Raw genomic sequence first — 24596 nt, 5'->3', positions numbered from 1 at the left:
ATGAAACCAATTTTGCCTGATTACAAAACTTCAGGTGTGCTAATTATTGGCGATGTGATGCTAGATAGATATTGGTATGGCCCAACGGGACGTATTTCTCCTGAAGCGCCTGTTCCAGTTGTAAAAGTTGATCAATGTGAAGAGCGCCCTGGTGGTGCGGCAAACGTTGCGATGAATATTGCAGCATTAGGTGGTCACGCAACTTTGGTTGGTTTAACTGGCATCGATGAGCCCGCGCAACTACTCTCCAATAAACTCGAAGCATTAAAAGTAAATTGTGATTTTGTGGGCTTAGCTGATCTCCCGACGATCACTAAATTACGCGTTATTAGCCGTGGTCAGCAGTTATTACGACTTGATTTTGAAGAAGGTTTTGAAAATGTAGCCGTTGATCCACTACAAGAACGTTTAGCCAAACATATTGATGCTGCCGGCACTGTGATCTTCTCTGATTATGGCAAAGGTGCACTTGAGCATATCCAAACCTTAATTGTCCAAGCTAAGCAAGCGAATAAGCCTATCTTTATTGACCCTAAGGGGACGGACTTTGAGCGCTATCGTGGTGCGACCTTATTAACTCCAAATCTATCTGAATTTGAAGCGGTTGCAGGCAAGGTGAAAGATGAAGCGGACTTAGTCGTTAAAGCGCATGAGCTTATTGAACGCTTTGATTTTGAAGCGATGTTGGTGACACGAAGTGAACACGGTATGAGCTTAATGCGCCGTGATCAAAAACCTTTCCATTTACCAACACAAGCGAAAGAAGTTTTTGATGTGACAGGTGCTGGGGATACGGTGATCTCTGTACTCGCAGCATCTGTGGCAGCGGGCAAAGACTTAGAAGAAGCTTGCGCCCTAGCTAATGCTGCAGCAGGTGTTGTGGTCGGTAAGCTTGGTACTTCAACCCTTTCTACGATTGAACTTGCCGAAGCGATTCACGGCAGTAGTGAAATTGATTTTGGGATCATGAGTGAGTCAGGCTTACATGAAGCAATGCAGCGTGCGAAGGCACGTGGTGAAAAAATCGTAATGACTAACGGCTGCTTTGATATTTTACATGCGGGACATGTTTCTTATTTAAACCATGCAGCAGAGCTTGGCGATCGCTTAATTGTCGCGGTGAATACAGATGATTCCGTCAAACGTTTGAAAGGGCCTGCGCGTCCAGTCAATCCAACCGATCGCCGTATGGCTGTTTTGGCTGGTCTTGGCGCTGTCGATTGGGTGGTGCCTTTTGATGAGGATACGCCACAGCGTTTAATCGCTAGCTTATTGCCTGATGTCTTGGTTAAAGGCGGCGATTATGAAATTGATGAAATCGCAGGCGGTGCAGAAGTCATGGCTGCTGGCGGTGAAGTGAAAGTGCTTGGCTTTGAAGATGGCTGCTCAACCACTGGAATTATCGAAGCGATACAAGGCAAGAAGAAATAAGACTTGAAGAAGTTAGTTATAAGTAAATAGCTTTTAAAAGTAATAGATATAAAAATGCCACAAGTTGAATTCTCACTTGTGGCATTTTTTGTATCCGAATATCTACTAGCTATATATATTCAAAATAGTTGCGCTTATAGCGAGGCGACAAGTGAACGAGTCCCTAGGAGCATATAATAATATGTGACTAGGGGGAGTGAACGCCGTCAACAAAGCTATAAGCCCAACTATGAAGAATATTAGCCTTGGATTTTCAGACCCTGATTAATATCCAAAACATCCTGCTCGCTAAGCGTACCTAGCGCTTGCTTCAACTGAAGCACATTAATGATGTAATCGTAACGTGAGTTCGCTAGGTTACGGTTTGCATCATACAAGCTACGCGTTGCATCCAACACATCAACAATCGTACGCGTACCCACTTCAAAGCCAGCTTCTGATGCATCTAAAGAAGATTGCGCAGAAATCACAGCTTGTTGATAAGCGTTAATCGCACCAATGCTTGCATTGATGTTGTTATAGTATTGACGAACGTTACGAACCACACTGCGATAAGTTGCTTCTAAATCTTCGCTTGCCGCAACATATTGGTTTTCAGCTGTGCGAACATCGGCAGATGTTGAACCACCAGAGTAGACAGGTAAGCTTAAGTTAACGCCAGCATTATAAGCACCATAATCTTGGCCGCTGTAGTTGCTATTTGGGTTATCTGAATCTGTATATTGATAACCTGCATCAAAAGATAAGCTAGGTAGGTGGCCTGAGCTTGCTAGAGAAATATTATCTTTAGCAATATCTTGGCTAATGCGCATTGCTAGCAAGTCTAAGTTAGTCTTTTGCGCAGCTTGAACTAAAGAGTCTGCTGTTCTTGCTGGCAGGCTTGGTGAGAAAGTTTGAGTATCCAATACTTTCAGATCATCATGCAGCTGACCTGTGATTTCACGCAAAGCTTCATAGCTATTGGTTAAATCATTTTGACCGATGATTTCATCTGCTAATACGCTATCGTATTGTGCTTGCGCATCATGTACATCAGTAATTGCAGATAAACCCACATCAAAGCGTTGTTTGGTTTGTTCTAGTTGGCGACCAACCGCTGCTTTTTCTGCGCGAATAAAGCTTAAGTTATCTTGTGCACGAAGCACGCCAAAATACGCTTGCGCCACGTTTAAAATGGTAGCCTGCTGTTGTGCGGCATAATAAGAGTCGAACTGGCGCGCTTGTTTTTCGGCGATATCTAAATTCACCCAACTTGCTCGGTTATAAATAACTTGTGAAAGACCAAGACCTGCGGTGAGATCATCAGACTCTTGTGACTTCAGTGAGCTTTCAGTGTTGCGAGTGATGTTATAGCCTGCAGTCAAATCGATTTGGGGTAATAACACACCACGTGCTGATTTGATTTGCTCGAACGCCGCATCACGCTCAGCTTGTGAACGTAAGAGTTGAGGATCATTTTGTTTGGCTTCGTTATAAACTTCAGCTAAATCATCTGCAAAGCTTAATGAAGATGCGCTAGATAAGGCAAGGCCCACCATCAGGGGGATTAGCTTTTTCATATTCATTGGGTTCGATTTCTCGCATTTAAAAGTGGAAATTGGGTGAATACCTAAGATAAGGCTTCATAGCTGTGTCAATTGTAACCTATCTCAAGGGGGGAAAGTAAGCAAAATTGTGTAAGTTTTAACAAATATGCTATCCATCTGGATAATAAATTAAGGTAAAATTTAAAAAAACACAATCTTTATCAAATAAATTTACATTCATACTTGTGATGAATATCTCATCATGTTTACATTAACGGATTTTTAGATCAGAGACGAAAGCATGCAAAATCAAGCTCAAGATAAGTCTACTGTGCATCAATTTGACCGCCAAGATATTGAAATTATAGAAACAAAATCAGTCTTTAATGGCTTTTTTAAACTCTTTAAATATACCTTTCGTCATCGCCTTTTTGCTGGTGGTTGGAGTGAGCCGGTTGAACGTGAATTACTCGAACGTGGTCATGCCGTTGCAGTACTGGCATTTGATCCTAAGTTAGATGAAGTGGTTTTAGTTGAGCAAATCCGAGTGGGCGCTTTAGCACATCAAGCACCATGGCAGTTTGAAATTATTGCTGGCATGGTTGAAGAAGGCCAAAGCCCTGAAGAAGCCGCACGTCGTGAGTCTTTAGAGGAAGCTGGTTTAGAGCTTTTAAGCCTTGAGAGTATTAGCCGTTTTTATCCATCAAGTGGCGGCTGCACAGAACAAATCGAGGTTTTTGTTGCCAAAGTGGATAGCTCTAATGCTGGTGGTGTTCATGGGCTTGATTCTGAACACGAAGATATTTTGGTGCATCGGGTGCCACGCACAGAAGCTATGGCTATGCTTAAAGATGGAAGAATTGAAAATGCCTCGACCATTATTGCTTTGCAATGGCTTGCATTGAATATAGAGAGATTCGGAGAATAAGATGACAAAGGCTGTTGGATCGCCTCAAGCGACTCAAAGCATGCATAAAAGCAATTATCATGTTGATCTTGCTGCGCTCATGCGAACTTATGAAACTAACTATGCCAAACTCAACGCATTGATTTCGCATCGTCTTGAAGTGGGCGATATAAAAGAGTATCAGGTTCAAAATCGATTTTATCGAATTAAAATTTTGGAAATTACGCGTTATACGAGCTTGGTAGAAGTTACTGAAGTTCCGCAAGATAAGCCTTTGCAATATCCTTTACCTTCTATGACAGTACGCTTATATCATGACGCTAAGGTTGCAGAAGTGTGTGCAAGTCAACAGATTTCAAATATCAAAGCAACATATAATTATCCTAATCCTAAAATGATGCAACAAGATGAAAAACATCAAATAAATCAGTTTTTGGGAGATTGGTTAAGTTTTTGCTTACGATATGGCATAACAAAGTCATGGATTTATTAATCACTTTAGGCTTATTGTAGTATTATATGCTTAATTGTTTTTTGTTTTTATCATCCTTAGAAATCGCGCCTATAAGTTCACGCAGATAAGAGTAATAAAATTTGACTAACTCAAGCTTTAATCAAAACAAAGCACCGACAAAGTATAAAATTGTGCAAATTTCAGATACCCATCTTTTTGAACATCAACAAGATGAGCTTCTGGGCATCAATACATTACATAGTTTTCATGCTGTTTTAGATCTGATTTCTGAAAATCATCTAGACATGGATGCGCTGTTTATGACAGGGGATGTTTCGCAAGATCATACACCTACCTCTTATCTGAGATTTGAAGAAGCGATTGCTGAGTTAGATACAGATGCGCCTTGCTATTGGTTGCCGGGGAATCATGATGATAAAGCCAACATGATTAATCAAACCTTATGTTCTCGAATCAAGCAAGATACGCATGTGCTGCTTAATGATAAATGGCAAGCAATTTTACTTGATAGTCAAGTTTACAGTGTGCCACACGGTCGCTTGTCCGATGAGCAGCTTAGCTTTTTGGATAAAACTTTATCTGAGTTTACCCAACACCATGCTATAGTTCTTATGCATCATCACCCTTTGCTCGCAGGAAGTGATTGGTTAGATAATCACTGTCTTAAAAACCTTGATGCGTTCTGGGAAATTATCGATAAATATAAGCATGTGAAGCTTGTTGTATGCGGCCATATCCACCAAGAAATGCATAAAGAGCACAATGGCGTTTCTGTACTCAGTGTGCCTTCAACCTGCGTTCAATTTAAGCCGAATAATGATGACTTTTCTGTCGATCACCAAACCCCTGGTTTTCGTGTGTTTGAGCTTGCCGAAGACGGTAGCTTTGAAAGCCATGTTGAGCGTTTACCGCAAGGATCTTTCCTGCCTGACCTATTTTCTAAGGGGTACTAAGCTTTTATTGGATGACGTATGAATGGGCTAAAGTCTGTGAAAAATGCGTCAGACAAGATCCCAAGACACGCTAAAAGTTACCCAAAGATTGTATTTTTTGTTATGCTTCGTGCCATGATCTAGCATCCATTCATTCTGGTTTACGAGGTATGCATATCTATGCCCCAACAAAAGCGGCTAATGTTGATTTACCTACATGGTTTTCATAGCTCTCCCTTGTCCTATAAAGCAAGTTTGCTACGTGATTACTGTCAACAGCAACGCCCTGATATTCAATTTATTTGTCCGCAATTACCTGTGTTACCGCAAGCGATGGCAAAATGTGTAAGAAACTTAATTATTGCACATCAAGACGAATATCAAATTGGTTTAGTTGGCGGCTCCTTGGGTGGGTATTTATGCACTTGGCTGAATCAAGAATTTGGCCTAAAAGCTGTTTTAATTAACCCTGCCGTGCGTCCATATGAGCTATTTAGTGACTATCTTGGTCAGCAAACGCACCCTTACACCCAAGAAGACTATCAATTAACACCTCAGAATTTATCCCAGCTTCAAGCATTGGATGTTGAGAAAATAAAGAACCCCAAGGACTTTTGGCTGCTCTTGCAAAAGCAAGATGAAGTTTTAGATTACAAGCAAGCAGCAGAAAAATTTGCCCAAAGTCGTATATGGATTGAGGAAGGTGGCGATCATAGTTTTGTTGGTTTCGCCTCTTTTATCCCACAAATTATAGAATTTTTAGAATTAGACCTAACCTAAAAAGATTAAGAGATAAACACATGAGTGATCAATATAATGCTCAGGCCATTGAGGTTTTAAATGGTCTAGAGCCTGTGCGCCGTCGTCCGGGCATGTATACAGATACAGTTCGCCCGAACCACTTAGCGCAAGAAGTTATAGATAACAGTGTCGATGAGGCGCTGGCTGGCCACGCGAATAAAGTGGAAGTTATTTTACACCCAGACCAATCGATTCAAGTGATTGATAATGGTCGTGGTATGCCTGTCGATATTCACCCTGAAGAAAAAATCTCAGGGGTTGAGCTGATTTTCTGTAAGCTGCACGCCGGTGGTAAGTTCTCAAATAAAAACTATCAGTTCTCAGGTGGTTTGCACGGGGTTGGGATTTCAGTGGTGAACGCCTTATCTACCCGTGTGGATGTTGAAATCAAGCGTGATGGTCAAGTCTACCAAATCGCATTTGAAAATGGCGCCAAGGTTAAAGAGCTTGAAGTTGTTGGCACTTGCGGACGACGTAATCGCGGCACCAGTGTGCATTTCCATCCTGATGCGTCTTATTTTGATAGCGCTAATTTCTCTGTTTCTCGCCTAATTAATAACTTACGCGCTAAAGCCGTGTTATGCCCAGGCCTTGAAGTTATCTTTACCGACAAGGTTAATGATAAAACCCACCAATGGCACTATGAAGATGGTTTAAAAGACTACCTTGCCGAAGGCGTCAAAGGCTATCCACTCCTGCCTGAAACACCATTTACCGGCGCGTTTTCTGCAACAAGTGAAGCTGCGGACTGGGCGATTATTTGGTTGCCTGAAGGCGGTGAGCTGATCACAGAAAGCTATGTCAACTTAATCCCAACGGCGCAAGGCGGTACTCACGTCAATGGTTTACGTCAAGGTCTGTTGGATGCAATGCGCGAATTCTGTGAATTTCGTAACTTATTGCCGCGTGGCGTGAAGCTCACTGGTGATGATATTTTTGACCGCTGCGCTTATGTGTTATCAGTCAAAATGCAAGATCCACAATTTGCTGGTCAAACGAAAGAGCGTTTATCGTCACGTCAGTGCGCTGCCTTTGTTTCTGGCGTGGTGAAAGATGCCTTTAGCTTGTGGTTAAACGAATCGCCACAAATTGCAGAGCTACTTGCTGAAAGCTGCATTAATAATGCGCAACGCCGCATGCGTGCAAGCAAAAAAGTAGTACGCAAGAAAATCGCTTCAGGTCCAGCATTGCCGGGTAAGCTGACCGATTGTTCACAACAAGATTTAAACCGTACCGAGCTTTTCTTAGTGGAAGGGGACTCGGCAGGCGGGAGTGCGAAACAGGCGCGTGATCGAGAGTTCCAAGCGATTATGCCACTGCGTGGTAAGATCTTAAATACATGGGAAGTTTCGCCTGATCAAGTGCTTGCATCGGATGAGGTGCATAATATTTCAATTGCTTTAGGGATTGATCCTGACTCGGATGATTTAAGCGGCTTACGCTATGGTAAGGTGTGTATCCTTGCCGATGCGGATTCGGATGGTTTGCATATCGCCACGCTTTTATGTGCGCTCTTTATGCGTCATTTTGAGTCTTTGGTGCGCTCAGGTCACGTCTATGTAGCGATGCCACCTTTGTATCGTATTGATTGCGGGAAAGAAGTTTTTTACGCATTAGATGACGGTGAAAAAGAAGCCGTATTGGATCGCCTCAGTAAGAAAAAAGCAAAAATTAATGTTCAGCGATTCAAAGGTCTAGGTGAGATGAACCCACTCCAATTGCGTGAAACCACTATGGATCCTAACACTCGCCGTCTGGTTCAGTTAACGATCGATGATGATGAACAAACGATCGAAATGATGGATATGCTGCTTGGTAAAAAACGCGCGGAAGATCGCCGAGCATGGCTGCAAAGCAATGGCGATCAAGCGGAGGTTTAAAGGTTAAATTATGAGTTCTGAAATGAGTTTTGATGGCGTAGAGCAACTTGCCCTGCGCAAATTTACCGAAGACGCATACTTAAATTATTCTATGTATGTGATCATGGATAGGGCATTGCCATATATTGGTGATGGTCTTAAACCTGTGCAGCGTCGCATTATTTATGCGATGTCTGAATTGGGCCTCTCTGCTGCGGCAAAATACAAAAAATCAGCACGTACTGTTGGTGATGTATTAGGTAAATACCACCCGCACGGCGACAGTGCTTGTTATGAAGCTATGGTCTTGATGGCGCAGCCTTTTTCTTATCGCTATCCACTTGTCGATGGGCAAGGGAACTGGGGCGCGCCAGATGATCCTAAGTCATTTGCAGCGATGCGTTATACCGAAGCCAAATTGTCTAAATTTGCAGAAGTCTTACTCGGTGAACTTGGTCAAGGCACGGTTGAATGGCAACCAAACTTTGACGGCACGATGCAAGAGCCAAAAATGCTGCCAGCACGTTTGCCACATATTTTGCTGAATGGGATCACAGGGATCGCCGTCGGTATGGCAACCGATATTCCGCCGCACAATGTGCGTGAAGTGGCCAATGCAGCAATCCATTTGATTGATAACCCGAAAGCTGAATTAACCGAGGTCATGGATCATATTCAAGGCCCGGATTATCCAACTGAAGCTGAAATTATTTCGCCTAAAACTGATATAGAGAAAATTTATCGCACCGGTCGCGGCTCAATTAAGATGCGCGCGGTCTGGCATAAAGAAGGCTCTGATATTGTGATTTCAGCGCTGCCGCATCAGGTTTCTGGAGCGAAATTACTTGAGCAAATCGCCAACCAAATGCGCGCGAAAAAACTGCCTATGGTGGATGACTTGCGTGATGAGTCGGATCATGAAAACCCAACTCGTATCGTGATCGTTCCAAGATCAAATCGGATCGATTGCGATCAGCTGATGAATCACTTGTTTGCGTCAACCGATCTTGAGAAAAACTATCGTGTAAACTTAAACATGATAGGTCTTGATCAACGCCCTGAAGTCAAAGGCTTGGTTCAGATCTTAGGTGAGTGGATCCAATTTCGCCGCACCACGGTTCGTCGCCGTCTGCAATATCGTTTAGATAAAGTCTTAGCACGCCTACATATCTTAGAAGGTTTGCTCATCGCTTATCTCAACCTTGATGAAGTGATTGAAATTATCCGCACCGCAGATGAGCCAAAAGAAGAGTTGATGTCTCGCTTTGGTTTATCAGAAATTCAAGCCAATGCAATTTTAGATACGCGTTTACGTAACTTAGCTAAGCTTGAAGAAATGAAGCTACGCGGCGAGCAAGATGAACTTGAAAAAGAGCGTGCAAAACTCGAGCAATTGCTTGGCTCTGAGCGCCGTTTAAATACACTAATCAAGAAAGAGCTCCAAGCAGACGCTGATAAATATGGTGATGATCGTCGTACGCCACTGATTGAACGCGCTGAAGCCAAAGCATTGACTGAGCGTGATTTAGTGCCGAGTGAACCTATCACTGTGGTCTTGTCTGAAAAAGGTTGGATCCGTCATGCCAAAGGTCATGATGTCGATGCGAAAGGGTTAAATTATAAATCTGGTGATGAGTATCTGGCGCATGCTCATGGTAAGAGCAATCAGCAGGCAATCTTAATTGCGAGCGATGGGCGCAGTTACTCTCTTGAGTCTCATTCGTTGCCATCGGCGCGTAGCCAAGGTGAGCCAGTAACAGGGCGTTTGAATATCCAACCGGGCACTCAGATTAAGCATCTCCTTATGGGTGAAGATGAGCAGTTATGGCTCGTTGCCTCGGATGCAGGTTATGGATTTGTCTGTCAAGGCAAAGACTTACTCTCTAAAAACAAGAGTGGTAAGGCTTTGATCAACACACCTGAAAACGCAGAAGTCTTAACTCCAAGTGCTATCCAAGATATTGAGCAAGATGAAATCATGGTGATCACAACCGAAGGTAAGATGCTGCTCTTCCCACTCAAAGACTTGCCACAGCTAAGCAAAGGTAAAGGCAATAAGATCATCAATATTCCTGCGGCAAAAGCCAAAGCGCGTGAAGAATATGTCGCGCATATGTTAGCGCTGCCAAAAGGTGCGAATGTGACGCTTTATGCCGGCAAACGTAAGCTTGGCTTGAAAGCCTCTGATCTCGATAACTTCAGAGGTGAACGTGGTCGCCGCGGCGGTACCTTGCCAAGAGGTTTGCAACGCGTGACGACAATTGAAGTGGACTTGCCAGATAGCGAATAAGATCTAGCCTTTAATGCTTTGATATCAGCCCTCGTATATTTACGGGGGCTTTTTTATATCTGGGAGAATAAAGCAAACGTTATGGCATTCGATTGCGTTCTCATCGTTTTTATTAGTGGTTTGAAATAAATACTAAGGGATTACCTTAGAGGTTAAATCAAGTTAAGGTGAGTCTCCATCAAGGATGATGCTAAAGATACTTTTTACAAATGTATCCATAACCATAATAAAAGAGCTTAACTCCTATGACGTACTTACACTTTCTACTTGGTCTTTCCCTCGTGCTTGGATTTGCATTGCTTGCAAGTCGTAATAAATCACAAATTAAAATTCGCTATATTATTCAACTCCTAGTTGTGGAGCTTGCCCTTGCTTATTTTTTGCTGAACTCGAGTGTGGGAACGGGCATTGTCCGCCAAGTTTCTGCTGCCTTTGAAGCCTTGATGAGCTTTGCTGCAGAAGGCACAAATTTTGTATTCGGCGGATTAACCAATGCTGATGAATTTAATTTTTTTCTTGGCGTGTTAATGCCAATTGTGCTGATTTCGGCACTAATTGGTATCTTACAGCATATCAAGTTACTACCTTTTATTATTAAAGGGATTGGTTATGGGTTATCGAAAATCAATGGTATGGGACGTCTAGAGTCTTTTAATGCTGTGAGTGCATTAATGGTTGGGCAGTCTGAAAATTTCATTACCTATAAATCAATTTTAGGCAAAATGTCTGAGCAGCGTATGTACACCTTGGCCGCTACTGCGATGTCGACAGTATCGATGTCAATTGTTGGTTCGTATATGCAATTGATTGAGCCTAGATATGTCGTCACAGCTTTGATTTTAAATATGTTTAGTAGCTTTACGATATTATCAATTATCAACCCGTATGATTATGACGCAGAAGTTGATTTTGATGACATGGTAAATGAAGAAGCGCAAGCGCAGCCGAAAGAAAGTTTTTTTGAGATGTTAGGCGAATACATTCTTACGGGCTTTAAGGTTGCAGTGATTGTTGCAGCTATGCTAATTGGTTTTATTTCTCTAATTGCCTTAATAAATAAAGGCTTTGACCTTGCTTTTGGGATGAGTTTTCAAGCTGTTTTAGGTTATGTTTTTTATCCAATTGCTTGGCTGATGGGGATCCCAGCAGCAGAATCATTGCAAGCTGGCAGCATTATGGCAACTAAATTAGTGACCAATGAGTTTGTGGCTATGCTAGCACTTAAAGATCAAATGGCGGGTTTATCTGAAGTGACTATCGGCACTATTTCTGTGTTTTTAGTTTCCTTTGCGAACTTTAGCTCGATTGGTATTATTGCTGGGGCTGTGAAAGGGGTGAATGAAGAAAAGGGCAATCAAGTCGCTCGCTTCGGTCTACGCCTTTTGTATGGCGCCACTTTAGTCAGCATTTTATCTGCGATGATTGCTAACTTAGTGATTGCATAAAAATAATCGTATTTAAATAAAAATAGCGCTCAATTCTGGGCGCTATTTATATCTTGATGAAGAGTTTCTGGTTGAAGCTTTAATTTACCGGAGGTGCTTCTTCAACATTGACCTCGATCGTCAACTCTTTGCCTTGACGAATCACTTTGACCGGGATTTGAGTACCAGGACGTAAATTCGTAATCAGCTCTGCAATACGATTACTGCCAGTAACTTTCTCACCGTTGATCTCTGTGATCACATCTTGTTCTTGAATACCGGCTTTGTCTGCTGGGGCGCCCGGTGTTGCTTTTAACACAATTAAACCAGAGACATAGTTAATTCCCAGTAGTCGCGCGGCTATCGGGTTCATATCTTGACCTTCGATGCCAATATAGCCTCGGATCACACGCCCATCAGCAATGATCTTTTTCATGATAGTGCTAGCAAGATGAAACGGAATGGCGAAAGATATTCCATAGGTTTCAAATTCGGTCGCTTGTTGGAAAGAGGCGGTGTTGATCCCAACCAATTCGCCACGAGTATTCACCAATGCACCGCCGGAGTTGCCTTCATTGATTGCAGCATCAGTTTGAATAAAGGCTTGGCGGCCGTCGGCGCTAATGGATGAGCGGCCGGTGGCAGAGATAATTCCAAAAGTGGTTGTTTGGCCTAAGTTATACGGGTTACCGATAGCCAGAACTATATCCCCAACCTTAGCTTTGTAATTATCATTAAGTGGGATCACTGGAAGATCCTCCATCTCAATTTTTAATACCGCAATATCCGTTTGCTTATCACTACCAATCAGCTGAGCATTCGAGACGCGGCCATCTTGCAAGGCAACGATGACTTGATCGGCCTGGGCGATAACATGGTAATTGGTAATGATGTAGCCGCCTTTACTGACGATAACGCCTGAGCCTAACCCTTGGGTTTTTAAGCGGCGCTCATCTTGTCCATCATTGACATATTGGCGGCTGTAAATGTTAACCACAGCAGGGGCGGCGCGATGCACCGCATGACTAAAAGAAACCTGCATATCATCATAAGTTTCAACGGGAAGGCTAGCTTCTTTTTTCCAGAGCTTGATAGCATCTTGGCGAAGTGAGGGAACTGTTGCAATGAGAAGTGCTGCCGTTACAAGGCCGAGTAAGATTGGTCGCAGCAAATATTTAAACATTGGATCCCCACAAGCGAAGCACTAACTGATTAAAAAAGAAAAAAGGGAGCTCAGATTGAACCCCCTTAATAGGTGATTGTTCAGCCGGCTATTTTATGCCAGTTTATACTGAACACCAAGTTTTAGCTAAGTATTATCGTGATTTTATTAACGAATCACTAAGTAAATACGTGCGTTACCGCGTTGAATATTTAGAGCAATTACACCGGCTTTCTTCTCCAGTGCTTCTTTTGCTTCTTTCATATTTCTAACTCGGTCGCGGTTGATACCGATAATAATATCACCTTCTTGGAGTTGATATTGCTCAGCTTCCGAGCCTTTCTCGATGCTGACAATTTTCACCCCTTGAATCGGATCTTTATCTGTTGTGTTGCTTAATTTTGCACCTTCCAGACCATCGTGTAGACCGCTAGCAGTGGTTACCATAGAATCAGATTCACCAAGGGTGACTTCAACTTCTTTCGCTTTGCCATCGCGGACTAAGCCTAATGTGACTTTTTTGCCAGCGCCAATGCTTGCGATTTTGGCGCGTAGTTCACCAAAGGTGGTGATACTTTTACCATTTACAGAAGTGATCACATCACCAGCTTCAATTCCAGCTTTATCGGCAGCGCTTTTCGCAATCACTTCACTCACAAAGGCGCCACGACTGCTTTCATAGCCCATAGCTTCAGCGAGTTCTGCTGTCACTTCACCACCTTTCACGCCGAGTACGCCACGCTTAACTTCACCAAACTCAATGATTTGTTGGGTTAGGTTTTTCACCATGTTGGCTGGAATTGCAAAACCAATCCCAACATTACCGCCACTTGGACCTAAAATTGCGGTATTGATACCAATCAGTTCACCTTTAAGGTTAACTAAAGCGCCACCTGAGTTACCGCTGTTGATTGCTGCATCGGTTTGAATGAAGTTTTCAAAGTTTTCAATATTTAAGCCGCTGCGACCGAGGGCGGAGATGATCCCAGAAGTGACAGTTTGACCTACGCCGAATGGGTTACCAATAGCAACGGAGAAATCACCAACTTGGATTTGATCTGAATCCGCGATTTTAATTTGGGTAAGATTCTTAGGATTATCGAGTTTTACGAGGGCTATATCAGAAAGCTTGTCGCCGCCTAGAACTTCAGCTTTAAACTCTCGACCATCGGTAAGCTGAACACGAATTTCATCTGCGCCATTAATAACATGGTAGTTGGTCACCACATAGCCTTTCTTCGCATCAAGGATGACGCCAGAACCTAAGCCTTGGAAAGGACGTTCTTGGGCAAATTGACCAGGGCCAAAGAAGTATTTGAATTGCTCGGGAATCTGGACCTTAGTGGCTTGTTTTCCCTTCACTGCGATGGTGACAACTGCTGGGGTTACATCTTTGAGCATAGGCGCTAAGCTTGGGATTTGCTCACCATTAACTGACGCCGGAAGTGCCGCATTTGCAGCGATTGGCGTCATAATAGCGCTTAGGCTTAAGGTTAGTGCACTTAAAACAAGCAAAGGTTTTTTCATCGATGATTCTCCTTCATGTATAGATAAAAAAACAGACCAAGATTTTTTTTGTAAGTTCAATTCGATTTAATTGTAACAATATATTTCTGAATAATTATATTGTAAGTGATTGATAATTAAATGAATAAAAAATGCTTAAAAATTGGTCTGATCTCTTCTTATTTTGTCTAAATTTGCACTATATTAGGCTTTTGTTGCTTCCTTTTCAGTGGCTTGTGGCTCAGTTTTGTTCTCTTCTGGCGTTTCTTTACCAGTAAGTAGACCTGCCGCACCATCGGCATAATCTTTTGCCGGTTCTGTGCTTGTTTCTTCATGCTTGCGCTCTTCGAGTTGCACTTGCGCTTCTTCACTTTCAGCTTCTTCAAGCTTTGCGTCTGCTTGGGTGGCAACAATTGATTTTTGTGCTTGCAAGCGGTTCGCACTTTGTTTTAGGTGGTCACTTAGTTTTTGTTGGACTTGTGCAACCTCTTGCAACAGCTGGCTTGATTTATCAAAATGATCATCCAATTCTTGTTGGTTTTGCGCGAGAGCAAACTGTGCTTTTTCTAGTTCTTTTTGTAGTGCTTTATGTTTTTTGTATTCAGGCATGCAGAAACGGGCAAAAAGAACGCCTGCGAGGATACCAACAATAAAAGCTGCCCCGATATATAAGTGCATAGATTCGTTCATTTATCACTCCTTGTGGATTTTTATTATGTAATACACCCCGAATAGATGCAGCTTCATATATAAGGGGCATAAGCCAAATGGGCTAGAACTCAGCTTACTATGATTAAACAATAAGATAAAATTAAAACCAACAGATAATCGCTGCCTACCCCAAATACTGGGGGATAGGTCGAATTAAAATCGGTTTTGGCGATTAAATTAATACAGTGAATATATTTTTAACTATGGGGTCGATTTGTTAAATTTAAATCTATAAATAAAAAATAATGGGTAAGGTATATGAAAAAAGCATTAGTTGTTGAAGGAGGAGCCATGCGCGGAATTTTCGCCAGTGGCGTACTCGATAGCTTTATGTCTCAGGATTATCATGAATTTGATTTTGTTATGGGGGTTTCAGCTGGAGCTTCAAACCTAGTGGGCTATTTAGCCAAGCAACCAGAACGTAGCTATAAGGTCATCACCGAACTTGCCACACGCCGCGAATTCTTTAACCCCTTGCGCTTTATGAAAGGCGGCGATCTTGTCGATGTGAAATGGCTAGTGGAAACCTCGAATGAGCTTTATCCTTTTGATCCAGAAGAAACTTTTACCAACAAACCTTTTTATGCCGCTGCCACTAATGTTGATACCGGACGTGCGCATTATTATCGCGTCACCCCTGAAAATTATGAGTTGGCACTGGAAGCAACAGCTGCATTGCCGCTAGTGTACAAACAAACCCCGTGTTTTGGCGGGCAATGTTTTACCGATGGTGGCGTGGCGGATTCTATTCCTGTGATTGAAGCTTATCGCCGCGGCGCGCGTGATTTAACCGTGGTGTTATCCCACCCATTGAGTTATCAAATGCAGCCACCAAAAACAACTTGGTTAATGAAGAAAATGCTTGCAGAGCATCCGCATGTGGCGAGAGCTTTATTGCTACGTTCACGCAACTATCAAAAGTCGGTTGAGTTTATTCGTAACTTTCCAAAAGATGCAGTTGTGCGTGTGATAGCGCCACCGGAAAACTTTAATGTGAAGCGTTTAAGTATGAATACAAGTGTATTGGATGAAGGGTATCAAATGGGGGTTGAGGCAGGGGATCTTCATTTATCCCATTTAGATCTGAGTATTTAAATTATTTATTAAGACAGTATTAGGATATTCAGATGTAAATGAAATAAAAAACCCAGTTATGATCACTGGGTTCTTTTTTATCTTTATTCAGCTAAAAGCTAACTTTAAACAAGTGCTTTAGAACGGAATATCATCATCAAAATCAACAGATGGCTCATTATATTGAGGTGCTTGTTGAGGGCTTTGCTGTGGCGCACTTTGTGGCGCTGGCGCAGGAGCTGATTGCTCTGGTGCATAGCCTTGATTTTGATTGTTTTGATATTGGTTGTTCGGTTGGCTAAATTGCTGACCGCCTTGTTGATTACCCTGTGAAGGATTACCCCAAGAACCTTGTTGGCCACCGTTATCATAACCACCTTGCTGACCACCACCTGAGCGGCCGCCTAGCATTTGCAGTGTGCCGTTAAAACCTTGCACAACCACTTCTGTGCTGTAACGGTCTTGACCGCTTTGGTCTTGCCATTTACGCGTTTGAAGTTGGCCTTCCACATAAACCTGTGAGCCTTTACGTAGGTATTCTTTTGCGATTTCAGCAAGTTTGCCAAATAACACAACACGGTGCCATTCAGTTTTTTCTCGGTTTTCACCTGTCGCTTTATCACGCCAAGTTTCTGAAGTTGCAATAGTTAGGTTGGCAACAGCACCACCGCTTGGTAGGTAGCGAACATCAGGATCATTACCTAGGTTACCAACTAAAATGACTTTATTTACGCCGCGGCTTGCCATATTTTGCTCCGTTTCGTTTGTATTGAATTCTGTGATCTAGAATGAGATTTAGCTCGCTATCATACCATGATTTTAGTTCAATCCTAGCGCGAATATCTGGTTAAATACTCAGTATGTTTTAGCTTAGCCGATAGAGAAGGCAACTTATGTCTTAACTTTGATACATTTATAGATTCGCAAGGAAGGTTGAAAAAATATATACTTAGTTGAGCATACTCATTTTATTTCACAGCAAGGACTCTCAAATGATCAAAAAATGTCTCTTCCCCGCAGCGGGTTATGGTACGCGTTTTCTACCCGCGACTAAATCTATGCCAAAAGAAATGATGCCAATCGTTAACAAGCCTTTAATTGAATATGGCGTTGACGAAGCGATTCAAGCTGGCATGAATGGCATGTGCATCGTAACTGGGCGTGGTAAAAACTCTCTCACTGACCACTTTGATAAAAATTACGAGCTTGAGCACCAAATCAGTGGTACTAACAAAGAAGAATTATTGGATGATATTCGTGACATCATCGATTCTGCAAACTTTACTTATATCCGCCAACGTGAAATGAAAGGCTTAGGTCATGCGATCTTAACCGGTCGTGAGCTTGTTGGTGATGAACCTTTTGCTGTGGTTCTTGCCGATGACTTATGTGTTGCACCAGAAAAAGGTGTTTTAGCACAGATGGTATCTCTGTATAAGCAATTTAGATGCTCAATTGTGGCAGTAGAAGAAGTACCAGAAAACGAAACTCATAAATACGGCGTGATCAAAGGTGAGATGATTAAAGATGACCTTTACCGTGTGGATGACATGGTTGAAAAACCAGAGCCAGGCACAGCGCCAAGTAACATGGCGATTATCGGTCGTTATATCTTAACTCCTGATATCTTTGAATTAATTGAGCAAACAGAACCAGGTAAAGGCGGCGAAATCCAAATTACCGATGCGTTATTAAAACAAGCGCAAAATGGTTGTGTGCTTGCGTATAAATTTAAAGGTAAGCGTTTTGACTGCGGTAGTGTGGATGGTTATATCCAAGCAACGAACTATTGCTATGAAAATATTTATCTAAAAAATGAAGAGAAAAAAATTGAGCTCGCCAAACAAAAAACGGGCAAGAAATAATTTTTAACCGTCTTTATTTTTAATCATTTCATATTTATATATGAGATACCTAAGCTTATGTTTTGCTTTAGCTATCCTTTGATCTTTGGGATATGCAGTTAAAGTTAAAACATAAGCTTTTTTTGTTTAAGCTGGCCTTGCTTTTATCTTTAACTGTACCTTTAACCAGTAAAGTATTTTCACTTATCTGACTCTGTGCCATACTTGAGCTTCGATTTCATACATAGCTTGATGGAAAAATAGATAGAATGGAAAGCATAGATATTCGCGGTGCGCGTACTCATAACTTAAAAGATATAAGCCTCACCATCCCACGCGATAAACTTATCGTGATCACTGGATTATCCGGCTCAGGTAAGTCTTCACTTGCTTTTGATACCTTGTATGCAGAAGGCCAGCGCCGATATGTTGAATCCCTTTCTGCCTATGCGCGTCAATTTCTATCCTTAATGGAAAAGCCAGATGTGGATCATATCGAAGGCTTGTCACCAGCAATTTCTATTGAGCAAAAATCAACTTCGCACAACCCAAGATCAACTGTTGGTACCATTACCGAGATCTACGATTACTTGCGTCTTTTGTATGCGCGCGTTGGTGAGCCGCGTTGCCCTGAGCACGATACGCCATTAGCTGCGCAAACTGTTTCGCAAATGGTGGATCAAGTTTTAGCACTGCCTGAAGGCAGTAAAATGATGCTGCTCGCACCTATTATTCAAGAGCGCAAAGGTGAGCATGTTAAAACCTTAGCCAATCTTGCTGCGCAAGGTTTTATTCGCGCGCGCATTGATGGTGAAATTGCTGACTTGTCTGATCCACCGACGCTTGAGCTACATAAAAAACATACGATTGAAGTTGTGGTCGACCGCTTTAAAGTACGTAATGACTTGCAGCAGCGCCTGGCAGAATCGTTTGAAACCGCGTTAACCCTTTCTGGTGGCAATGTGATTGCTGCGCCGATGGATGACTCAGAGCAAGAAGAATTGGTCTTTTCTGCTAACTTTGCTTGTCCACATTGTGGCTATAGCATGCAAGAGCTTGAGCCGCGCCTATTCTCATTTAATAACCCAGCGGGCGCCTGCGGCACTTGTGATGGTCTTGGCGTGCAGCAATATTTTGATGCCAGTCGCGTGGTGTTGGATGATAATTTAAGCCTCGCTGATGGTGCTATCCGCGGTTGGGATAAGAAAAACTTTTATTATTTTCAAATGCTCACTTCATTGGCGACGCATTATGATTTTGATCTCTCTACCCCCTTTAATAAATTGCCGAAAAAAATCCGTGACATCGTATTAAACGGCTCGAAAAAACAAAGCATTGAGTTTACTTATATCAATGACAGAGGGGACACACGAGTTAAGCGTCACCCGTTTGAAGGGATCTTAAATAACTTAAATCGCCGTTATCATGAAACCGAGTCGAACTCAGTACGTGAAGACTTAGCAAAGTATATCTCGAATAAAGCTTGTTCTAGTTGTGGTGGCACGCGTTTGCGCATCGAAGCAAGACATGTGTTTATCAATAACACTAACTTGCCAAATGTCGTGGAGATGAGTATCCAAGAGGCGATGGACTTTTTTGTGTCACTTGAACTCACCGGCCAACGCGCACAAATTGCCGATAAAATCTTAAAAGAGATCCATGACAGGTTGCACTTTTTAGTCAATGTTGGCTTAAATTATCTGAACCTTTCACGCAGCGCAGAAACTCTATCCGGTGGGGAAGCGCAGCGTATTCGTTTAGCAAGTCAAATTGGCGCAGGCTTGGTTGGAGTTATGTATGTCCTTGATGAACCATCCATTGGCTTACACCAAAGAGATAATGAACGCTTGCTGAACACCCTGACCCATCTGCGCGATCTCGGTAATACAGTGCTAGTGGTGGAGCATGATGAAGATGCGATCCGCGCAGCCGATCATGTGATTGATATTGGCCCGGGCGCTGGGGTACATGGTGGTCAAGTGATTGCTCAAGGCACAATGAAAGAAGTGATGCAGGTTGAAGAATCCCTAACGGGTCAATATTTAAGTGGTAAGCGTGCGATAGAAGTGCCGACTGAGCGTACGCCAGTTGATCCAAAACGTATGGTTAATGTATTAGGCGCATCCGGTAATAACCTAAAAAATGTCGATTTAGAAGTACCGCTAGGGCTCTTTACTTGCGTCACTGGTGTTTCAGGTTCAGGAAAATCGACGTTAGTGAATGATACCTTCTTCCAGATTGCGCATCGCAGTTTAAATAATGCGACGACTGCAGAGCCTGCGCCATATGCGAAAATTGAAGGTTTAGATCAGCTTGATAAGGTGATTGATATCAACCAAAGTCCGATTGGTCGGACCCCAAGATCTAACCCTGCCACCTATACTGGTATTTTTACCCCAATTCGTGAGCTTTTTGCGGCAACGGCTGAATCGCGTGCACGTGGTTATAAGCCTGGACGCTTTAGCTTTAACGTCCGTGGCGGCCGTTGCGAAGCTTGCCAAGGGGATGGCGTCATCAAAGTAGAAATGCACTTTTTACCGGATGTGTACGTTCCATGTGATACTTGTCATGGAAAGCGTTATAATCGCGAAACCTTAGATGTGAAATATAAGGGCAAGAGTATCGATCAAGTGCTTGAGATGACGGTGGAAGACGCACGTGAGTTCTTTGATCCGATTCCTGTGATTGCACGTAAACTTCAAACCTTGATTGATGTGGGTCTGTCTTATATTCGTTTAGGGCAAGCGGCTACCACTTTGTCTGGTGGTGAAGCGCAGCGCGTGAAATTGGCCAAAGAGCTTTCCAAGCGTGATACGGGCAAAACCTTGTATATTTTGGATGAGCCAACCACAGGTTTGCATTTCTATGATATCGAGCAATTACTGACAGTTATCCATCGTTTGCGCGATCGTGGCAATACTGTGGTGGTGATCGAACATAACCTTGATGTGGTCAAAACTGCTGATTGGATCATCGATCTTGGTCCTGAAGGTGGACAAGGCGGTGGTGAGATCATTGCTCAAGGCAGACCAGAAGAGGTTGCCTTGGTTGAAGGGTCACACACAGCAAGATTTTTAAAGCCAATGCTTCATTTGAATAAGGCTTAAATTGGTTTATTAACCAATGAAACATAAAGGATATTCGTACTCATGGCGGTTTTACTCTTAAACCAAACTCAGCTTGCATCTAAAGCAACGCCTTTGCCTTTGGCGAAGTATTTTTTATATGCTATTGCTGTGATGTTTGTGATCGCTATGCATTTATATTCTTTAACTGACCTGCAAAGTGATAAACAAGTACTATCTAATGCCGCGGTTTGGATAGTACTTAGTATTGCGGGTATGATAGGTGCATATCATGTTACAAACCAAAGGTTTATACGCTTTTCGCGTTTAAGTATTGGTTTGTTTATTGGCTGCCTACTTTTAACCTTGCCGCTGTTTTATCACTCCGCAAACCTTGATTTAGCATGGAGTCGAGTGATTGCTTTATGGGCAGGCTGGTGCTTATATGCCTTGCTCCAGCAGTTTGCTTTTACTCACCATCAGAAATATAAACTCCTTTTTTATATCCTTCTTGCCACTTGGATCGAGAGCTTGCTAGCCTATGCTCAAATCTTACTGCCTAATTTAGGTTTAGGAGCGGCAGGGCAAGTTTTTGGTGTGTTTAAAAGTGCAGATCTTTTAGTTAGTTTTTTAAATATGGGGCTAGCTATTTCAGGCGTACTCATCGCACGTCAAACTGAGTCTTTGGTTGCGCGAAATAAGTTTCGCCATAAATTATTGATTCTCTCGCCGGTTCTACTCGTGCCAGTGATCATTATTTACTCTGGCGTGGTGCAGTGGAGTGTCTTGATTTCAATCCCTTTGCTGATAGGTCCTTATCTTTATCAATTTGCCACACGCTCTAATCTAAAGCTTTGGTTTACAAGCTTATTAGCTGGCGCTGTGATTGGCTGCGTGAGTCTTTATGGATTGCACCAAGCGGATTCAAAACTTGTCCAAACCTTACCGACGCAAGAAGAGGCTTGGCAGCAACAAATTCAAGCCAAGTCAGATCTCTGGCGTCAAAGTATGGATATGTTGATTGAAAAACCGATCACAGGCTATGGCTATGGCAAGTTTGAATCCGCTTATTTACTTTATACTGCGCAACAACATCAACTTAACCCTAAGTATCCTGCTGGCCAAGTCGCCTTAGAGTCACCGGATAATGACATTATGTTGTTTTTTATTGAAGGAGGGCTCGCGAGCATTTTAGGGGTCAGCCTTATTGTTGGCTTATGCTGCATGAAACTATTGCGTTCTGTGCGCTTCTCACGTTTAGCTGTTTTAGCTATCTTTTTACCTTTGCTTATCCAATCTCAGTTTCATCCAAGCTTTAGTGTGTCTGCGATTCACTGGTTTAGCTTTATCATTCTCATTTTTTGGTTGGATAGAGTCAGTCGCCATTATTATCGTTATGAGATTAGTAAAGTTAGTGCGATTGGCGTGCGTTTGATTGCCTGTATTGTGCCTGGAATCATTATTTTTGTGATGGTGACAAGTGTACGCACCAACCACATCTTAACGGAACTGGAGCGTAAACAAGTGGTCAGCCAAGTGAAGATTGAAACCCTACGTTATCCTTTTTATTGGTATCAAAGGTATCAATGGGATAAGCATAAAAATATGCTAGCTGTAGGGATGGGGAGTAATGAGCAAGCTTATATAGATAGCTTTATCGATCATGCGATCAAGCTAGTGCAGTCACACCCAAGACCTCTGGTTTATCAAAAGCTAATTGAAGCATATCAATTTAAAGAAGAAAGTTTAAAAGCAAAACAAGTGCTTGCAGAAGCTAAATTTTTATTTCCACAAGACACTCGCTTTGCTGATATGATGATAGAAACTAAGCTCTCGCAGCAGTCTTCAGACTTAATTAAGACTAACTTGCAAGAGGCTTATAGTCAGTATCATCAATAGAGCTAAGCCTGACAAGCGTTAGGCTGTGAGCACATCTTCTAGGGCCTTAAGACACAGCGCGATATTTTCTTTTTTCGCGCTGTAACCCATCAAACCAATACGCCAAACTTTCCCTGCAAGTGCGCCAAGGCCGCTGCCAATTTCTAAGTTATATTCATTGAGTAGGCGCGCACGTACGCTTGCATCATCGACGCCTTCAGGCAGGTAAACTGCATTAAGTTGTGGTAGGCGATAGGCTTCATCCACCACATAGCGGCAGCCAAGTTTCTCTAGACCTTGCTTTAATTCTTGGTGCATATCTTGGTGTCTTTGCCATGCGTTCTCAATGCCTTCATTATGCAGTGCCACCAAAGACTCATGCAGTGCATATAAGCTATTGACTGGCGCAGTATGGTGATAACTACGTTTGCCTTCGCCACTCCAATAACCTAAGACTAAGCTTTGATCTAAAAACCAACTTTGAATCGGTGCGCCGCGAGATTGAATTTTTTCTATTGCTTTTGGCGAGAAGGTCACAGGTGATAAACCAGGCACGCAAGAGAGGCATTTTTGTGAGCCTGAATACACAGCATCTAAGCCCCAGTCATCGACTCTCAGCTCAACACCACCAAGTGAAGTCACAGCATCGACGATAGTAAGTGCGCCGTGATCTTGTGCTACTTTAGCCAATGCTTTGGCGTCAGAGCAAGCCCCTGTCGAGGTTTCAGCATGCACAAAGGCCAGAACTTTTGCATCTGGATGAGCTTTAAATGCGGCTTCAACTTTTTCAACTGAAACCGGCTGTCCCCACTCATCGTCGACGAGCACAGCTTCACCGCCACAGCGGATCACATTTTCGCGCATGCGCTCGCCAAACACGCCGTTGCGACAGACGATAACTTTCTCACCTTTTTCGACCAAGTTAACAAAGCAAGCTTCCATCCCAGCACTGCCCGGCGCTGAAATAGGGATAGTAAATTCATTTTCAGTTTGAAACGCATATTTGAGCAGAGCTTTAAGCTCATCCATCATTTGAATAAATAGCGGGTCAAGGTGGCCGATTGTTGGTCGGCTTAAGGCTTGCAGAACGTCTGATGAAATATCAGAAGGACCAGGGCCCATAAGTACGCGGCGCGGCGGGAAAAAGCTTTGGTAAGATGGCGTCTCGCTCATAAGAATATCCTTTTCATTTTATTAAACAAAATAACTAAATATTGTATACAATTTTAGTCTAGCAAAACTAACTGAATAAAAAAACATCAAAATTCCGTTATATTTTAACGTTTATTTTAGGATGTATTTTATTTCAATCCAGTCCGTTTAAATTCCTTCTGATTATCTGCAATTGACTATTGACAGTCAGGGTTAAAAAAAGCCATATTGGATTCCATTAAGAAGAGGCGCATAAGCTAGGTTAATCGTTTGCTGAACCCGATATTCAAGTGTTTTTACACTGGGCGGCGAGGAGGGAGACTTATGCCGAGGTAAAATTTAGTACGGGCTATATTTTATCGGGTGTTTAGGCTGAATCCTAGCAACTGTCCCTCTCTGCGTCGATGATAGCTATGGCTTTTAGATGACAAAGGAAAGGGAAGAGCTTCTAAAGAACAAGATATATCTCTACTATTTTGCACACTCTGCAGCTGTTTATATTTTTTCTTTTTCAAGCTCTCGAATGCTCTCTTCTCTATATATGGATATTCAATAATAA

The 24596-nt window shown here is 42.6% G+C and carries 18 protein-coding genes; 12 read left to right on the top strand and 6 right to left on the bottom strand.

Going from position 1 to position 24596, the window contains the following annotated elements; all coding sequences use genetic code 11:
- On the top strand, positions 1–1431 hold the full coding sequence (hldE, locus tag AC2VOY_RS04890; protein ID WP_491832668.1) for a bifunctional D-glycero-beta-D-manno-heptose-7-phosphate kinase/D-glycero-beta-D-manno-heptose 1-phosphate adenylyltransferase HldE: 1431 nt from the start codon (positions 1–3) through the stop codon (positions 1429–1431).
- A 239-nt stretch (positions 1432–1670) separates the two neighbouring features.
- Here hldE and tolC read toward each other — a convergent pair whose 3' ends face one another.
- On the bottom strand, positions 1671–2990 hold the full coding sequence (tolC, locus tag AC2VOY_RS04885; RefSeq protein WP_491832666.1) for an outer membrane channel protein TolC: 1320 nt from the start codon (positions 2988–2990) through the stop codon (positions 1671–1673).
- A gap of 268 nt (positions 2991–3258) precedes the next feature.
- Between tolC and AC2VOY_RS04880 the strand changes: the two genes are divergently transcribed.
- The 7 genes from AC2VOY_RS04880 (at position 3259) to AC2VOY_RS04850 (ending at position 11666) form a co-directional block, all read left to right on the top strand.
- Positions 3259–3885 carry an NUDIX domain-containing protein gene (locus AC2VOY_RS04880; protein WP_491832664.1) on the top strand — a complete coding sequence of 209 codons (627 nt, stop codon included), beginning with the start codon at positions 3259–3261 and terminating at the stop codon, positions 3883–3885.
- 1 nt (position 3886) lies between these two features.
- A complete protein-coding gene (locus AC2VOY_RS04875; RefSeq protein WP_491832662.1) occupies positions 3887–4357 on the top strand; it encodes a DUF1249 family protein in 471 nt (156 codons plus the stop codon).
- A gap of 101 nt (positions 4358–4458) precedes the next feature.
- Positions 4459–5292: a 3',5'-cyclic-AMP phosphodiesterase gene (cpdA, locus tag AC2VOY_RS04870; RefSeq protein ID WP_491832660.1), complete on the top strand. Its 834-nt coding sequence runs from the start codon at positions 4459–4461 to the stop codon at positions 5290–5292.
- Positions 5293–5451: 159 nt separating this feature from the next.
- Entirely contained in the window at positions 5452–6051 is a 600-nt protein-coding gene (gene yqiA, locus AC2VOY_RS04865; RefSeq protein WP_491832658.1) for an esterase YqiA, read from the top strand.
- Positions 6052–6071: 20 nt separating this feature from the next.
- On the top strand, positions 6072–7952 hold the full coding sequence (gene parE, locus AC2VOY_RS04860; RefSeq protein ID WP_491832656.1) for a DNA topoisomerase IV subunit B: 1881 nt from the start codon (positions 6072–6074) through the stop codon (positions 7950–7952).
- A 10-nt stretch (positions 7953–7962) separates the two neighbouring features.
- Positions 7963–10221: a DNA topoisomerase IV subunit A gene (gene parC / locus AC2VOY_RS04855; RefSeq protein ID WP_491832654.1), complete on the top strand. Its 2259-nt coding sequence runs from the start codon at positions 7963–7965 to the stop codon at positions 10219–10221.
- Between the two features lie 245 nt (positions 10222–10466).
- Positions 10467–11666 (top strand): NupC/NupG family nucleoside CNT transporter, encoded by a 1200-nt coding sequence (locus tag AC2VOY_RS04850; protein ID WP_491832652.1) that lies wholly within the window; start codon positions 10467–10469, stop codon positions 11664–11666.
- Between the two features lie 79 nt (positions 11667–11745).
- Here AC2VOY_RS04850 and degS read toward each other — a convergent pair whose 3' ends face one another.
- The 3 genes from degS to AC2VOY_RS04835 all read right to left on the bottom strand — a co-directional run bounded on the left by degS (position 11746) and on the right by AC2VOY_RS04835 (position 15003).
- Positions 11746–12828, bottom strand: coding sequence for an outer membrane-stress sensor serine endopeptidase DegS (degS, locus tag AC2VOY_RS04845; RefSeq protein WP_491832650.1), 1083 nt, complete (start codon positions 12826–12828; stop codon positions 11746–11748).
- A 147-nt stretch (positions 12829–12975) separates the two neighbouring features.
- Positions 12976–14334: a Do family serine endopeptidase gene (locus AC2VOY_RS04840; RefSeq protein ID WP_491832648.1), complete on the bottom strand. Its 1359-nt coding sequence runs from the start codon at positions 14332–14334 to the stop codon at positions 12976–12978.
- 183 nt (positions 14335–14517) lie between these two features.
- Entirely contained in the window at positions 14518–15003 is a 486-nt protein-coding gene (locus AC2VOY_RS04835) for a Z-ring associated ZapG family protein (protein WP_491832647.1), read from the bottom strand.
- 279 nt (positions 15004–15282) lie between these two features.
- Here AC2VOY_RS04835 and AC2VOY_RS04830 point away from each other — a divergent pair, with 279 nt between their 5' ends.
- Complete coding sequence (locus tag AC2VOY_RS04830) at positions 15283–16119, top strand: patatin-like phospholipase family protein (RefSeq protein WP_491832645.1); 837 nt, start codon at positions 15283–15285, stop codon at positions 16117–16119.
- Positions 16120–16236: 117 nt separating this feature from the next.
- Here AC2VOY_RS04830 and AC2VOY_RS04825 read toward each other — a convergent pair whose 3' ends face one another.
- Positions 16237–16845, bottom strand: coding sequence for a single-stranded DNA-binding protein (locus AC2VOY_RS04825; RefSeq protein WP_491832643.1), 609 nt, complete (start codon positions 16843–16845; stop codon positions 16237–16239).
- 245 nt (positions 16846–17090) lie between these two features.
- On the opposite strand from AC2VOY_RS04825, the gene galU reads away from it, so the two are divergent.
- The 3 genes from galU (at position 17091) to AC2VOY_RS04810 (ending at position 22906) form a co-directional block, all read left to right on the top strand.
- Positions 17091–17963 (top strand): UTP--glucose-1-phosphate uridylyltransferase GalU, encoded by an 873-nt coding sequence (gene galU / locus AC2VOY_RS04820; protein WP_491832641.1) that lies wholly within the window; start codon positions 17091–17093, stop codon positions 17961–17963.
- A gap of 248 nt (positions 17964–18211) precedes the next feature.
- Positions 18212–21049: an excinuclease ABC subunit UvrA gene (uvrA, locus tag AC2VOY_RS04815; protein WP_491832639.1), complete on the top strand. Its 2838-nt coding sequence runs from the start codon at positions 18212–18214 to the stop codon at positions 21047–21049.
- 42 nt (positions 21050–21091) lie between these two features.
- On the top strand, positions 21092–22906 hold the full coding sequence (locus tag AC2VOY_RS04810; protein WP_491832637.1) for a PglL family O-oligosaccharyltransferase: 1815 nt from the start codon (positions 21092–21094) through the stop codon (positions 22904–22906).
- Between the two features lie 18 nt (positions 22907–22924).
- On the opposite strand, the gene AC2VOY_RS04805 is transcribed toward AC2VOY_RS04810, so the two are convergent.
- Positions 22925–24058, bottom strand: coding sequence for a pyridoxal-phosphate-dependent aminotransferase family protein (locus AC2VOY_RS04805; protein ID WP_491832635.1), 1134 nt, complete (start codon positions 24056–24058; stop codon positions 22925–22927).
- Between the last annotated feature and the right edge of the window lie 538 nt (positions 24059–24596).

The sequence above is a fragment of the Vibrio sp. KMM 9700 genome, assembly GCF_058545285.1.
This window is presented reverse-complemented; position numbering and strand designations above follow the sequence as displayed.

What these genes read in the sequence shown, in the direction of transcription:
- uvrA (WP_491832639.1), top strand. Translation starts at nt 18,212, where the DNA reads ATGGAAAGCATAGATATTCGCGGTGCGCGTACTCATAACTTAAAAGAT.
- AC2VOY_RS04825 (WP_491832643.1), bottom strand. Translation starts at nt 16,845, where the DNA reads ATGGCAAGCCGCGGCGTAAATAAAGTCATTTTAGTTGGTAACCTAGGT.
- galU (WP_491832641.1), top strand. Translation starts at nt 17,091, where the DNA reads ATGATCAAAAAATGTCTCTTCCCCGCAGCGGGTTATGGTACGCGTTTT.
- tolC (WP_491832666.1), bottom strand. Translation starts at nt 2,990, where the DNA reads ATGAAAAAGCTAATCCCCCTGATGGTGGGCCTTGCCTTATCTAGCGCA.
- yqiA (WP_491832658.1), top strand. Translation starts at nt 5,452, where the DNA reads ATGCCCCAACAAAAGCGGCTAATGTTGATTTACCTACATGGTTTTCAT.
- AC2VOY_RS04830 (WP_491832645.1), top strand. Translation starts at nt 15,283, where the DNA reads ATGAAAAAAGCATTAGTTGTTGAAGGAGGAGCCATGCGCGGAATTTTC.
- AC2VOY_RS04880 (WP_491832664.1), top strand. Translation starts at nt 3,259, where the DNA reads ATGCAAAATCAAGCTCAAGATAAGTCTACTGTGCATCAATTTGACCGC.
- parC (WP_491832654.1), top strand. Translation starts at nt 7,963, where the DNA reads ATGAGTTCTGAAATGAGTTTTGATGGCGTAGAGCAACTTGCCCTGCGC.
- AC2VOY_RS04805 (WP_491832635.1), bottom strand. Translation starts at nt 24,058, where the DNA reads ATGAGCGAGACGCCATCTTACCAAAGCTTTTTCCCGCCGCGCCGCGTA.
- AC2VOY_RS04850 (WP_491832652.1), top strand. Translation starts at nt 10,467, where the DNA reads ATGACGTACTTACACTTTCTACTTGGTCTTTCCCTCGTGCTTGGATTT.
- hldE (WP_491832668.1), top strand. Translation starts at nt 1, where the DNA reads ATGAAACCAATTTTGCCTGATTACAAAACTTCAGGTGTGCTAATTATT.
- AC2VOY_RS04835 (WP_491832647.1), bottom strand. Translation starts at nt 15,003, where the DNA reads ATGAACGAATCTATGCACTTATATATCGGGGCAGCTTTTATTGTTGGT.
- AC2VOY_RS04875 (WP_491832662.1), top strand. Translation starts at nt 3,887, where the DNA reads ATGACAAAGGCTGTTGGATCGCCTCAAGCGACTCAAAGCATGCATAAA.
- AC2VOY_RS04840 (WP_491832648.1), bottom strand. Translation starts at nt 14,334, where the DNA reads ATGAAAAAACCTTTGCTTGTTTTAAGTGCACTAACCTTAAGCCTAAGC.
- degS (WP_491832650.1), bottom strand. Translation starts at nt 12,828, where the DNA reads ATGTTTAAATATTTGCTGCGACCAATCTTACTCGGCCTTGTAACGGCA.
- parE (WP_491832656.1), top strand. Translation starts at nt 6,072, where the DNA reads ATGAGTGATCAATATAATGCTCAGGCCATTGAGGTTTTAAATGGTCTA.
- AC2VOY_RS04810 (WP_491832637.1), top strand. Translation starts at nt 21,092, where the DNA reads ATGGCGGTTTTACTCTTAAACCAAACTCAGCTTGCATCTAAAGCAACG.